Below are 12,607 nucleotides of genomic sequence, written 5' to 3' on the forward strand. Positions count from 1 at the left end.
CTCGGTCATCAGCGGACTCCCTTGATCGGTGCGGTGGCGATGGCGGCGAGGATCACGAACACGATCGCGAAGACGAACAGCATCGGATATCCGCCGAGCGAGGTGATGATCACGCCGCCGATGGCGGGGCTCAGCGCCTGCGGGACGTTGGTCGCGACGTTGAGGATGCCGAGATCCTTGCCAGCCGACACGCCCTCGTTCGGGAGGACCTCGGTCATCAGCGCGGCGTCCACCGACATGTACAGCCCGAAGCCCACGCCGTTGACGATCGCCATCAGGATCATGCCGGTCATGTTCGGCTGGATCAGCGGCATCGCCAGCCCCGCGATCATCACGACGGATGCCGCGTAGATGAAGACCTTGCGCCTGCCGACCCTGTCGCTCCACCAGCCGGAGAGCGCGATCGCGATCAGGGTGGGGACGAACGCGACGAGCGTGAGGGTGACGACCGCTCCCTGAGCCTCGGCGAGCTCGAGGCCGATGTAGTCGGTGAGCATGTAGAGCTGGAAGGCGCTGACGACGAAGTATCCGAGGATCAGGAGGAACCGCGCGGTGAACGCCCACGCGAAGTCGGGGTGGCGCCGAGGGCTGATCCAGAAGCCCCTGAAGAACGCACCCCAGCGGAACGGCTCGACGGCTGCCTCCTTCGACGACCAGTCGCGGTTGACGAGCGCGAACAGGAGCGACACGACGATGACGGCCGCGCCGAACGCCGAATAGCCGATGCCGACCTGTGCCGCGAAGGCGCCCGCGAGCATGATGCCGACCGTCATGCCCAGCTGCGTGCCGAGGCCGATCATGGCGCTCGCTCCGCCGCGCTTCGATCGCGGGAACCGGTCAGCGGTGATCGCGGTGAGCGGCGCCTGGAAGAAGTTGAGGGCGACCTGGATGATCGTCCAGAACACGGCGATCCACACGATCTCGGTGAGCGAGCCGAGCCCGAACAGGAAGATGCCGCCGACGATCGCACCCAGCACCATCCACGGTGCGCGGCGTCCGAAACGGGAGCGGGTCCGATCGCTGAGTGCGCCGACGATGGGCTGCGCGAACAGCGTGAAGACGAACGAGACCGTGGTGACGACCGCAAGGTTGCCGACTTTGCCTGCCTCGTCGATGAGGAGGATCTGACTCGGCAGGAGGATCGCGATCAGACCGCCGTACGTGGCGAAGAGCGTGAGAGAGGCGACGAGCAGGCTGGGCAGCAGACGCCGGTTCGCTGGCGGGCTGGCAGCGGGCTCGCCCGCGGCGGGGGCGACGGAGCGGATGGTGCCGGTTGGCGCGATTTCGGATGGCGGGATCGAGTACGGACATCGGAGCTCCTCATTGAGCGGGACGGGGCCAATCCCAAACATTGTTTGGGATTGGAGCCATGGTGACAGATCGAACGCGGAGCCCGCAAGCCATTCACGAACTTTGTTCGGTTTTCGAGACGCGGCCGTTACAGTGAAGTCATGGCAACTCGGGGGGCGTACGCGAAGGGCGTCATCAAGCGCGAGGAGATCCTCGACGCGGCGCTCGCAGTCGTCGCCGAGCACGGATACCGCAAGGCCTCGGTGCGCGAGATCGCGGACGCCGCAGGCCTGAGCCCCGCCGGCCTCCTGCACTACTTCGGCACGAAGGAGGAGCTCTTCGTGGCGATCCTCCGCGCGCGAGACGAGCGTGACGCCCGTGTCTACGCCGATGCCGCGGCCGACCCCGTGACGGCGCTCCTCGATGTCATGCGGCACAACGCCTCGGTGCCCGGCCTCGTGCAGCTCTACGCCCAGCTCGCCGCCGAAGCCGGCGACCCCGAGCATCCGGCGCACGCGTACTTCCGGGAGCGCACCGCGACCGTCGAGGGCGCGTCGGTCGCCGGCATCGTGGCCGCGCAGGCCGAAGGAACCGTTCGCAGCGATCTCGATCCGGCGTGGATCATCCGCGCCGTGCACGCGCTCGCCGACGGGCTGCAATCCGCCTGGATGCTCGACCCGAGCGTGGACATGGCGGCGGACATCGAGCAGTTCGTCGCCCTCCTGCGGCCGTGACCGCGCCGGAGAAAGGCCGCTCTCAGGCCGACGGCGCCCCGATGGACTCGCGCCACACGACGCGGTGGACCTCCCCGGGCTTCTCGGGCTCCTCCTCACCACGCACGGCAGCGATCAGCCGACGCATCGAGTGCTCGCCGACCAACGCGCGATCCTGCACGACGCTCGTGAGCGAGGGCACGAGGAAAGCGCTGGTGCCGATGTCGTCCCAACCGGTGACGCTCATGTCTCCCGGCATCGACCACCCGCGCAGCCTCGCCGCCCGCATCGCTCCGATCGCGACGCTGTCGTTCGGGGCGATCAGCGCGAAGGGCGCGGTCTTCTCGGGCAGGCTCCGCACGACCTCGAGTCCGACCTCGCTGGTCCAGTCGCCCTCGATCACGGCGATCGAGTCGAGACCGAGCCGTTCCACTGTCGCGAGATAAGCGTCGCGGCGGGCCACGGCCGAAGGGAAATCGAGCGGACCCGTGATGTGGAGGAAGCGCCGGTGACCCAGTTCGACCAGACGCTCCATCATGACGACGATCGGCTGCGCCTCGGTGAACACTCCGGTGGCATGCATCTCGTCGTCGAACGCCGAGGCCCAGAGCACCACGGGCCCAGCCTCGCGGGAAAGATTGAGGATGCGCTGCGGCAACGGCGTGAACGACAGGAACCCCTCGTACTGTCCGCCGTCGATGAGCTCCTCGACGCGCTCGGCCCGTTCGTCACGATTGTCGGGAAGGCTCAGGATCTCGAGGACGTACCCGGCCTTCTCCGCGGCGAGCGTCGCCCCGCGCAGCATGCTGAGCGGGTTCGGCGCACTCACCGGGAAGACGACGGCGAGGCGCCCCGTGCGCTGCGTGCGCATGGCACGCGCGGCCAGGTTGGGCCGATAGTTCAGCTCGGACGCCGCCTGCAGAACCCGCTCGCGCGTCGCCGGGGCGACGCCGTCACGACCCGTGTAGACGAACGAGACCGTCGATTGCGACACCCCGGCCAGCCGGGCGACGTCTCGACTGGTCGGCCGCTTCTGCATGCTTCCCCGTTTCTGCGCAGTTCGTCCACATTGATCGTTGACGGATCGACTGCTTCTGACCATACTAGGTCAATACGTACTACTACTACGTATTGAAAGCAGCAGCTCAACGAGGACGCAATGCTCAGAATCGGAATCATCGGCACCGGGTCGATCGCCAACGCCCACATCGGCGGCTATCTCGCCTTCGGAGAGGAGTGCGAGGTCGTGGCGCTGGCAGACGTCATGCCAGGGAAGGCCGCGCAGAAGGCCGAGGAGTCGGGGCTCTCCGGAGCGGTCGGCTACGACGATCCGCTGCAGATGATCGCCGAAGCCCGTCTCGATCTCGTGAGCATCGCCACGCCCCCCTCGACCCACGCGGCTCTCTCGATCGCCGCTCTCGACGCCGGCATCCACGTGCTCGTAGAGAAGCCCATGGCGCCCTCGCTCGAAGAGTGCGACGCCGTGCTCGCCGCGCAGCGGCGCTCGGGCGCGCTGCTCTCGGTCGTCGCGCAGAACCGCTTCCGCGACGATCTCGCCACGCTCAAGGCCGTCGTCGACTCCGACCTGCTCGGGGGCATCTCGCACGTGCGCGTCGACTCCGCCTGGTGGCGCGGCCTGCCTTACTACGACCTGTGGTGGCGCGGAACGTGGGAGAAGGAGGGCGGCGGCTGCACCCTGAATCACGCCATCCATCACATCGACCTGCTCCTGTGGCTGCTCGGCCGCCCGAGCGAGATCGCAGCGATGCTCGCGAACGCGCAGCACGACAACAGCGAGGTCGAAGATCTCTCGGTCGCCGTGCTCCGGTATGAGCGCGGTCTGGCGCAGCTCACGAGCTCGGTCGTGCATCACGGCCAGGAGCAGGAGATCGTGATCCAGGGCGAGCACGCTCGCGTCTCGCAGCCGTGGAAGGTGGTCGCAGAGCGATCGGATGCCGCAGGCTTCCCCGCCCAAGGCGGGGACCCCGATCGCGTCGCCGCGATCGAGGAGATCGCCGCGGCCAGGGAGCCGCTCGCGCACACCGGTCACACGGGGCAGATCGGCGACGTGCTCGCGGCGATCCGCGAGGGCCGACCGCCGATCGCCGACGGACACGACGGCCGCAACGCGATCGAGGTCGTGACGGCCATCTACAAGGCGGGCATCGAGCACCAGCTGGTGTCGCTGCCGCTTTCTCCTGACGATCCCTATTACCGCGCCGGGCATCTCGTCGCTCATGCCCCGCGGCTCAACCAGGAGCAGCTCTCGCTCGCCGAGGCCGTGGCGCCATGAGCGTCTCCTCGTTCCCCGGCGGCACCTCGCTGTCGCACCTCGACGTTTATCGCGACGCCGCCCCCGACGGCGTGTGCGGCGGCAGCCCCCACATGCACCTCGTCTCGACCGAGGCGTACGTCGTCGTGTCCGGCACCGGGGCGCTCCAGACCATCGACGGCGACGGGTACCAGGAGACCCCGCTCTCGGCCGGAGCCGTGGTGTGGTTCACGCCCGGCACCATCCACCGCGCCGTGAACCACGACGAGCTCAAGGTCGTCGTGCTGATGAGCAACGCCGGTCTGCCGGAAGCGGGAGACGCCGTCATGACGTTCCCCGCAGCCGTCGTGGCGGATGCCGAGGCCTACGCTCGGGCGGCGGCTCTCGGCGACGCCGAGGGACGTGCGGAGCGCGCGAGGCGACGTCGCGACCTCGCCGTGTCGGGCTTCGAGGCTCTGCGCGACGCGATGCTGGCGGGCGATCAGGCGCCCCTCGAGGCGTTCAGGGCTGCGGCGGGGGCGCTCGTGCGCGACCGTGCGTCCGAGTGGGGCGAGCTCATCCGCGAGCGCCCTCTCGCACAGGCCGAGCAGTCCCTCGCCCTCGCCCGCGCCGTGGCCGAGGGCGACGTGACCCATCTCGACGAAGCCAGGGTGCAGCAGGCCGTGCCCTCAGCCGGCGAACGCGGATTCGGAATGTGCGGACGACTCCGCACGTACGACATGACCGATCAGGAGACCCAGAAGTGAACCACCCCTACACCTTCGATCCGCTGCCCGAGCCTGCGGCGGCACCAGGCGAGTTCAGCTTCGCCGCGGTGGGTCTCGACCACGGCCACATCTACGGCATGGCCGACGGTCTGATCGGCGCTGGGGCGACCGCGAAGTGGGTGTTCGATGCGGATGCCGACAAGGCCGCCTCGTTCGCGAAGCGCTATCCGACCGCCCGCGTCGCCTCCTCGGAGCAGCAGATCCTCGACGACCCGGAGGTGCGGCTCGTAGCCACCGCCGCCATCCCCTCCGAGCGGGCCGCCGTGGCACTGCGAGCGATAGAGGCCGGCAAGGACGCGTTCGTCGACAAGGCTCCTCTGACGAGTTTCGAGCAGCTCGCGGCCGCGCGCGAGGCGACGGCCCGCACCGGACGCAAGTACGCCGTGTACTACGGCGAGCGCCTTCACACCGAGTCGTCGATCCTCGCGGGTCAGTTGATCGAGCGCGGCGCGATCGGCCGAGTGCTGCAGGTCGTCTCGTTCGGCCCGCACCGCATCGGCGGCGGTCGCCCGGGCTGGTTCTACGACCCTGCGCAGTACGGCGGCATCCTGTGCGACATCGGCAGCCACAACTTCGACCAGATCCTGTTCTACACGGGGGCCACGGACGGCCGCATCGTCAGCTCGACGGTCGCGAACTACGCGCACCCCGACACTCCGGGTCTGCAGGACTTCGGCGATGCGCACGTCGTGCTCGACAACGGAGCCTCCGGGTACGTGAGAGTGGACTGGTTCACCCCTGAGGGGCTGGGTGTGTTCGGCGACGGACGCACGATCATCCTCGGCACCGACGGGTACATCGAGCTGCGCAAGTACATCGACATCACGACCGAGAACGGCGGCGGGCAGGTGCTGCTCGTGAACCAGGAGGGACAGTACCGGTTCGACGCGAATGGGATGACCGGCTTCCCCTACTTCGGGCAGTTGATCCGCGACTGCCTCGACGGCACCGAGAACGCGATGACCCAGGCGCACGCCTTCAAGGCGGCGGAGCTGAGCCTGCAGGCCCAGACGTCAGCCGAGGTGCTCGCACCCTGACCCCCGGCGGCGCGCACGCGCCGTCCATTCTCAGAACCACGAGGAGGTGGACCTGAATGCCCGAGATCGTCGAAGCGCCGCTGTCGCTCACCGGCTCCGCGCAGCCCGGCAGCGAGACGCGGGTGATCACGACCGCGCGGCCCCGTCGTCGCGCATTCCGGCGCGACCGGATGCCGCGGGCCCGGCAGTCCTGGCGTCGCGCGCTGACCAAGGACTGGCGGATCTACACGTTCCTGATCGTGCCGATCCTGTTCCTGTTGATCTTCCGCTACGTCCCGATGCTCGGGAACATCATCGCGTTCCGCAGGTTCCGGCCCGGCGGGTCGATCTTCGGCGACGAGTGGGTGGGGTTCTACTACTTCCAGGCGTTCATCTCGAACCAGCAGTTCTGGACGGTGTTCTGGAACACCGTGATCCTCGGCGGCCTCACCCTGCTGATCTGCTTCCCGCTTCCGATCGTGCTCGCGCTCATGCTGAACGAGCTGCGCTCGCGCCGGTTCAAGCGTCTCGTCCAGACGATCTCGTACCTGCCGCACTTCATGTCGATCGTGATCGTCGCGGGGCTCGTGCTGCAGCTGACCTCGCTCAACGGCACGGTCAACCAGATGGTCGAGGCGTTCGGCGCGGACCCCGTGCCGTTCATGCAGCGGCCGGAATGGTTCCGGTCGATCTACGTGTCTTCAGAAGCCTGGCAGACGGTCGGGTGGGGCACGATCCTCTACCTGGCCGCGCTCACCACGATCGACGACCAGCTGTACGAGGCAGCACGCATCGACGGCGCGAACCGCTGGCAGCAGACCTGGCACATCACGCTTCCCGGCATCCGCCCGACCATGATGGTGCTTCTGATCCTGAACATCGGATCGTTCATGTCGGTCGGCTTCGAGAAGGTCCTGCTGCTGCAGAATCCGCTGATCTACTCCACGGCCGACGTCATCTCCACCTATCTCTACCGCGTCGGCATCCAATCCGCGCAGTTCTCCTACGGAACCGCGATCGGACTGTTCGAGGCCCTGATCGGCCTGGTGCTCGTGCTCTTCGCGAACCTCATCTCCCGTCGACTGGTTGGAACCTCGCTATGGTGACCGAAGCTCTGCCTTCCAAGCCCGACATCGCCCATGTGCGCCGGGAGACCGGCGTCATCCGAGAGTCGCTCGGCTATCGCACCTTCCGCGTCGTCAACGCGATCGTGCTCGTGCTGATCTGCATCGTCACCCTCTACCCGTTCGTGAACCTGGTGGCCAAGGCGTTCTCGTCTGAGGGCTACATCGCCGCCGGCGAGGTGAACCTGATCCCGCGCGGTTTCAACATCGACACGTTCCGTGCGGTGATGGGCGACGGACTGTTCTGGACGAACTACGGCAACACGTTCCTGTACACGGTGGTCGGCACGATCATCGCGATGGTCATCACCACCACCTACGCCTACGCGCTCAGCAAGCCGCACCTCAAGGGCCGCACGTTCTTCATCGGCATCGCGGTCTTCACGATGTTCTTCGGCGGAGGACTCATCCCGAACTACATCCTGATCGCGAACACCCTGGGCTGGCGAAACAGCATCTGGGCGGTGGTCGTCCCCGGCGCGCTGAGCGTGTTCAACCTGCTCGTGATGAAGTCGTTCTTCGAGAGCTTCCCGACCGAGCTCGAAGAGGCCGCCGCGATCGACGGACTCTCCACCTACGGCATCTTCTTCCGCATCGTTCTTCCCCTGTCGAAGGCCGTGCTCGCGACCATGACCCTGTTCTATGCGGTCAGCCAGTGGAACTCGTGGTTCAACGCCTTCCTCTTCATGGACGACAAATCGCTCTTCCCCGTGACGATCTACCTGCGCAACCTGATCGCCGCGGCCACCGGCACCTCCGAGATCACGGGCGGCGGTGAGGCGGTGCAGATCGCCTCCAACATCCAGGCCGTCACGATGCTGCTCACCGTGCTCCCGATCATCTGCTTCTACCCCTTCATCCAGCGCTACTTCGTCTCGGGCGTCATGCTCGGGTCGGTCAAGGGCTGACTTCCCGATCCGCGTCGAACGACGACGTTCACACAAAGGAGACACACCATGACCATCACTCGCCGACGCCTGGCGGGCGTCGCAGGCATCGTGACCTTCGCCGTCGCGCTGACGGCGTGCACCTCGGCACCCGTCGACGAGACGGCGGAGGACGGCGGCGTCACGATCGGCGCCGAGCAGTCCGTCGGCGCCATGGACGACTTCGAGGCCGGAACGACCTTCAAGGCCACCGAGCCCGTCGAGTTCTCACTCATGTATCGCGACCACCCCGGGTACCCGGTGAAGGACGACTGGTCCGTCTTCCAGCACCTCGACGCCGACCACAACGTGACGTTCTCGCGCACCGACATCCCGATGTCGGACTTCGATCAGAAGAAGTCGCTGCTGATCGGCAGCGGCGACGCATCTGACATCATCTCGGTGTCGTATTCGGGAACAGAGACCAAGTTCGTCTCGGGCGGCGCGATCCTCCCCGTGTCGGACTACCTCGACTACATGCCGAACTTCCAGGAGAAGGTCTCCGAGTGGGATCTCCAGGACGAGCTCGACAACCGCCGCCAGGCCGACGGCAAGATCTACCTGCTGCCCGGGCTCCGTGAGACGCCGAACGTCGAGTACAGCATCGCGATCCGCGAGGACCTGTGGGAGAAGGCGGGGATCACCGAGGATCCCGAGACCTGGGAGGAGTTCGCCGAGCAGCTCGTGAAGGTGCAGGAGGCGAACCCCGAGCTCAGCTACGCGATGTCGGATCGATGGACCGACGCGACCCCGCTCGGTTCGCTGCTCAACGTGATGGCGCCCAACTACGGCACGGCAGCCGGGTGGCAGTACAACAACACCTGGTACGACGAGGATTCGGACGAGTACGTCTTCACCGGCACGACGGACGAGTACCGTGAACTGATCTCCGATGTCGCGGACCTCGTGGCCGACGGCGTCCTGGACCCGGAGATCACGCAGAGCGACGACCAGGCCACGCAGAAGTTCATCTCCGGCCAGTCGGCCGCGATCGGCAGCAACACCCAGACGCTCTCCGAGTACCGGACGAAGTTCGCGGATGCCGGTCAGCCCGACGTTCCGATCCGCCTGATCTCGATCCCCGGGGGCCCTGCGGGCTCCAACCTCCCGAGCGGCCGCTTCACCTCCGGTTTGATGATCAGCAGCGAGGCGGCGGACAAGCCGTACTTCAAGGCGCTGCTGCAGTTCATCGACTGGCTGTACTACTCCGACCAGGGGATCGAGTTCGCGCAGTGGGGCGTCGAAGGAGAGACCTTCACGAAGGACTCCGATGGCACCCGAACCCTCATGGACGACATCGGCTGGAGCGCCGTGAACGCGGGTGCACCGAAGAAGCTGAACGCCGACTACGGCTACAGCAACGGCGTGTTCCTGCCCGCGAACGGATCGTCGAAGGAGCTCCTGCTCTCGCTCATGACCGACGAGGTCGCCGCGTGGACCGAGAAGCAGCTGGAGTCGAAGAAGCAGCTGCCGGTACCGCCTGCACCGCTGCTCGACGAGATCGAACTCGAGCAGACCTCGCTGCTGCAGACGCAGCTCACGGATGCCGTGCACGCTGCGACGGCCGCCTTCATCACGGGTCAGCGCTCGATCGACTCCGACTGGGACGCCTACGTCGCCGAGATCGAGGGGCTCGGGTCCACCCAGCTCATCGACACCTTCAACACCGCGCTCGCGCGCACGAAGTAGCCGGGGCTTCGCAGATGTCAGGTTCGCGGTCGGGATCATGACATCTGCGAGGTCTCGCCCGCAGCGACAGGAGAGACGCATGAGCGAGAAGAAGAACGAGGCCGTCGACGAGATCGGACGCGGTCCGCTCTCGCGCGGCTCAGTGGTGATCTATCGGATGCTGGTGCTGGAGGCGCAGCTGTTTCTCGCGACGCTCCCCACGAGCCTCGCCGTCCTGCTCCTCGGTCGCGACCCGTCGAATCTGCCGCTGTTCGTCTTGGCGCTGGTGCCGGTCGCCCCCGCCCTCGTCGCGGGTGTCGCCGCGACCCGCGCGGCAGCCGCCGACCCCGACCTGGCACCGGGGCGGCACTTCTTCCGCGCCTACCGGCGTGACCTCGTGGCCACGCTGCGGTGGGCGCTCCCGGCGGCGTTGATCCTCGCCGTGCTGACCGTCAACCTCACCCATCTCGGCGCCGTGGATGGCGGGGCGGCCCTCCGCCCGGCCATCCTCCTTCTCGCAGTGATCGCCCTGATCTGGTGCGGACACATGACCGTGCTCACCGCCACGTTCCGTTTCCGCACTCGCGACGCCGCACGGATCGCGCTCGCGCAGATCCTGCCGCGCTTCGGTTTCTCGCTCGGCGTCCTGTCGCTCGTGGTGATCAGCGCCTTCCTGACCATCGCGTTCTCCGAACTCGTCGTGCTGATGCTCCTGTGGGCCGCAGTCGTCCTCCTCGCGCTCATGGCCCGCCCCGTCATCGCTGACGTCGCGACGCGGTTCACGCGCGACACCTCCGCCACCGAGTCCTGATCGCCCCGCTGCGGGACCGGGTCAGTTGTCGACCCGCGTGACCTCTGCGTGCGGCATCCGCGCCTTCATGACGCGCACCGCCTCGGGGTTGTCGTCGACGAGCACGGCGTCGCGCCCGAGCGCCGACGCGACGGCGCCCGCGGTGCCAGAGCCCGCGAACAGGTCGAGGACGCGATCGCCGGGGCGGCTCGATGCCGCGACTATCCGGCGCAGGATCCCCTCGGGCTTCTGCGTCGGGTAGCCCGTCTTCTCCCGCCCTGTGGTCGGGACGATCGTGTGCCACCAGACGTCGGTGGGCAGCTTGCCGCGTGCTGCCTTCTCGGGCGTGACGAGTCCCGGGGCCATGTACGGCTCCCGATCGACGTCGTCGGAGTTGAACACGTACGTCCGCGGGTTCTTGACGTACACGAGAATCGTGTCGTGCTTGGTCGGCCAGCGGCGGCGCGACTTCGCTCCGTAGTCGTACGCCCAGATCAGCTCGTTCAGGAACGAGTCGCGGCCGAACACCGCGTCGAGCATGACCTTGGCGTAGTGCGCCTCGCGATAGTCCAGGTGCAGGTACAGCGTGCCGTCGTCGGCGAGCAGCCGCCAGGCCTCCTCGAGACGGGGCATCAGGAAGTCGCCGTAGTCGTCGAAGCGGTCGTCGTAGGTGCGAAGCATTCCGCGCACGCGTTCGTACCGGTGGCCGTGGAAACCGTGACGGACCTCCCCCTGAGCAGGGTCCGCAGCCGGCTCGATGTCGGCATCCGCCTCATCGTCCGCGGCCATCCGCCGTGCGGTGACGACCTGTCGTTCGCGCGCGCGGCCCGTGTTGAAGGGCGGGTCGAGGTAGATCAGCGTGAACGACTCGGCGGGCAGGGCTGCCGCGACCGAGAGGTTGTCGCCCTCGATGATCGTGACCGCGCCGCGCTCGGCGTCCCCGCTCACGAAGCTCTGCGCTCAGGGGACGCTGTGCAGTTAGGGAACACGGTGCAGCCACGCGTCTGTGGCGAACTTCGACTCGACGAGGGCTTCCGCATCGGCGTACTCCTCGGCCGAGATCGTGCCGTCTTCAGCCGAGGTCAGCGAGCGGAACGTGTCGATGAACCGGTCGATGATCTCCGCATGGGAGAGTCCGGTCTGGCTGCGGAGCGGATCGACCCTCTTCGCCGCGGAAGCCGTGCCCTTGTCGCTGAGCTTCTCCCGTCCGATCCGCAGCACCTCGGTCATCGTCTGGCCGTCGATGTCGTACGACAGCGTCGCGTGGTGCAGCACGCCGCCGTTCGCGAGACGCTTCTGTGCGGCGCCGCCGATCTTGCCGCTCGACGACGCGATGTCGTTGAGCGGCTGATACACGGCGTCGATGCCGAGCGAGCGCAGCGCCTGCAGCACCCAGTCGTCGAGGAACGCGTAGGAATCGGCGAAGGTCATCCCTGCCACGAGAGATGCCGGAACGTACAGCGAGTAGGTGATGATCTGCCCGGCGGCCATCAGCATCGCTCCTCCGCCAGAGATGCGTCGCACGACGTCGAAGCCGTGGCTGGCCGCGCCCTCGGGGTCGACCTCGTTGCGGTACGACTGGAAGGAGCCGATCACGACGGCCGACTGGTCCCATTCCCAGATGCGCAGGGTCGGGCGGCGGCGGCCCTCTCCGACGCGCGAGGTGAGCACCTCGTCGAGCGCGAGGTTCATGCGAGGCGAGACCGCCTTCTCGTGCACGATCTCCCAGTCGAAGTCCCGCCAGCCGGGAGCCGTGACCAAGGCTCGGCGGACCGCGGTGCCGACGGCCTCCGGAGTGAACCCCAGCAGCTGCGCGCCCTCGGGCAGAGCCGAACGGACCGCGGCTGCGATGGCTGTCGCATCCGTCTCCTCGGGGAGCCCGTTCACCGCCGCGTTGATGTCGTCGAGGGCCGTGTCGGGCTCGAGGAAGAAGTCGCCGGCGAGGCGGAAGTCAGCGAGCTTGCCGTCGACCACCTCGAGGTCTACGACGACGAGCTTTCCACCAGGGACCTTGAATTCACCGTGCACGGTTCCAGCTTAA

At 67.3% G+C, this 12,607-nt stretch carries 12 protein-coding genes; 8 read left to right on the forward strand and 4 right to left on the reverse strand.

Translation table 11 applies throughout. From position 1 onward, the window contains the following. Positions 1–8: 8 nt before the first annotated feature. Positions 9–1,352, reverse strand: a complete 1,344-nt coding sequence (locus QFZ53_RS19055) for an MFS transporter (RefSeq protein ID WP_307299041.1) — start codon at positions 1,350–1,352, stop codon at positions 9–11. Positions 1,353–1,451: 99 nt separating this feature from the next. Between QFZ53_RS19055 and QFZ53_RS19060 the strand changes: the two genes are divergently transcribed. After that, positions 1,452–2,024, forward strand: coding sequence for a TetR/AcrR family transcriptional regulator (locus QFZ53_RS19060; protein ID WP_292907666.1), 573 nt, complete (start codon positions 1,452–1,454; stop codon positions 2,022–2,024). Positions 2,025–2,046: 22 nt separating this feature from the next. On the opposite strand, the gene QFZ53_RS19065 is transcribed toward QFZ53_RS19060, so the two are convergent. Beyond that, positions 2,047–3,042 carry a LacI family DNA-binding transcriptional regulator gene (locus tag QFZ53_RS19065; RefSeq protein ID WP_307299044.1) on the reverse strand — a complete coding sequence of 332 codons (996 nt, stop codon included), beginning with the start codon at positions 3,040–3,042 and terminating at the stop codon, positions 2,047–2,049. Positions 3,043–3,162: 120 nt separating this feature from the next. Here QFZ53_RS19065 and QFZ53_RS19070 point away from each other — a divergent pair, with 120 nt between their 5' ends. From QFZ53_RS19070 to QFZ53_RS19100, 7 genes are all read left to right on the forward strand, one after another. Further along, entirely contained in the window at positions 3,163–4,296 is a 1,134-nt protein-coding gene (locus QFZ53_RS19070) for a Gfo/Idh/MocA family protein (RefSeq protein ID WP_307299045.1), read from the forward strand. Next, positions 4,293–5,021: a cupin domain-containing protein gene (locus QFZ53_RS19075; protein WP_307299046.1), complete on the forward strand. Its 729-nt coding sequence runs from the start codon at positions 4,293–4,295 to the stop codon at positions 5,019–5,021. Before QFZ53_RS19070 ends, QFZ53_RS19075 begins: the two co-directional genes overlap by 4 nt. Further along, on the forward strand, positions 5,018–6,079 hold the full coding sequence (locus QFZ53_RS19080) for a Gfo/Idh/MocA family protein (protein ID WP_292907674.1): 1,062 nt from the start codon (positions 5,018–5,020) through the stop codon (positions 6,077–6,079). Before QFZ53_RS19075 ends, QFZ53_RS19080 begins: the two co-directional genes overlap by 4 nt. Before the next feature lie 170 nt (positions 6,080–6,249). After that, positions 6,250–7,164: an ABC transporter permease gene (locus QFZ53_RS19085; protein WP_307299453.1), complete on the forward strand. Its 915-nt coding sequence runs from the start codon at positions 6,250–6,252 to the stop codon at positions 7,162–7,164. Further along, positions 7,158–8,090: a carbohydrate ABC transporter permease gene (locus QFZ53_RS19090; protein WP_292907678.1), complete on the forward strand. Its 933-nt coding sequence runs from the start codon at positions 7,158–7,160 to the stop codon at positions 8,088–8,090. Before QFZ53_RS19085 ends, QFZ53_RS19090 begins: the two co-directional genes overlap by 7 nt. Before the next feature lie 48 nt (positions 8,091–8,138). Next, positions 8,139–9,797 (forward strand): ABC transporter substrate-binding protein, encoded by a 1,659-nt coding sequence (locus QFZ53_RS19095; RefSeq protein ID WP_307299051.1) that lies wholly within the window; start codon positions 8,139–8,141, stop codon positions 9,795–9,797. Positions 9,798–9,876: 79 nt separating this feature from the next. Next, positions 9,877–10,587 carry a DUF624 domain-containing protein gene (locus tag QFZ53_RS19100; RefSeq protein WP_307299054.1) on the forward strand — a complete coding sequence of 237 codons (711 nt, stop codon included), beginning with the start codon at positions 9,877–9,879 and terminating at the stop codon, positions 10,585–10,587. Between the two features lie 21 nt (positions 10,588–10,608). On the opposite strand, the gene QFZ53_RS19105 is transcribed toward QFZ53_RS19100, so the two are convergent. Further along, positions 10,609–11,514 carry a DNA-methyltransferase gene (locus tag QFZ53_RS19105; RefSeq protein ID WP_292907684.1) on the reverse strand — a complete coding sequence of 302 codons (906 nt, stop codon included), beginning with the start codon at positions 11,512–11,514 and terminating at the stop codon, positions 10,609–10,611. A gap of 30 nt (positions 11,515–11,544) precedes the next feature. After that, on the reverse strand, positions 11,545–12,594 hold the full coding sequence (locus QFZ53_RS19110; protein WP_307299057.1) for a lipoate--protein ligase family protein: 1,050 nt from the start codon (positions 12,592–12,594) through the stop codon (positions 11,545–11,547). Positions 12,595–12,607: the final 13 nt, after the last annotated feature.

It is taken from the genome of Microbacterium natoriense (assembly GCF_030816295.1).
Classification (GTDB): domain Bacteria; phylum Actinomycetota; class Actinomycetes; order Actinomycetales; family Microbacteriaceae; genus Microbacterium; species Microbacterium natoriense_A.

Bases quoted from the DNA above. Each gene is read 5' to 3' on its own strand.
- QFZ53_RS19070 (WP_307299045.1), top strand. From the start codon at position 3,163: ATGCTCAGAATCGGAATCATCGGCACCGGGTCGATCGCCAACGCCCAC.
- QFZ53_RS19085 (WP_307299453.1), top strand. From the start codon at position 6,250: ATGCCGCGGGCCCGGCAGTCCTGGCGTCGCGCGCTGACCAAGGACTGG.
- QFZ53_RS19065 (WP_307299044.1), bottom strand. From the start codon at position 3,042: ATGCAGAAGCGGCCGACCAGTCGAGACGTCGCCCGGCTGGCCGGGGTG.
- QFZ53_RS19100 (WP_307299054.1), top strand. From the start codon at position 9,877: ATGAGCGAGAAGAAGAACGAGGCCGTCGACGAGATCGGACGCGGTCCG.
- QFZ53_RS19055 (WP_307299041.1), bottom strand. From the start codon at position 1,352: ATGTTTGGGATTGGCCCCGTCCCGCTCAATGAGGAGCTCCGATGTCCG.
- QFZ53_RS19095 (WP_307299051.1), top strand. From the start codon at position 8,139: ATGACCATCACTCGCCGACGCCTGGCGGGCGTCGCAGGCATCGTGACC.
- QFZ53_RS19090 (WP_292907678.1), top strand. From the start codon at position 7,158: ATGGTGACCGAAGCTCTGCCTTCCAAGCCCGACATCGCCCATGTGCGC.
- QFZ53_RS19075 (WP_307299046.1), top strand. From the start codon at position 4,293: ATGAGCGTCTCCTCGTTCCCCGGCGGCACCTCGCTGTCGCACCTCGAC.
- QFZ53_RS19060 (WP_292907666.1), top strand. From the start codon at position 1,452: ATGGCAACTCGGGGGGCGTACGCGAAGGGCGTCATCAAGCGCGAGGAG.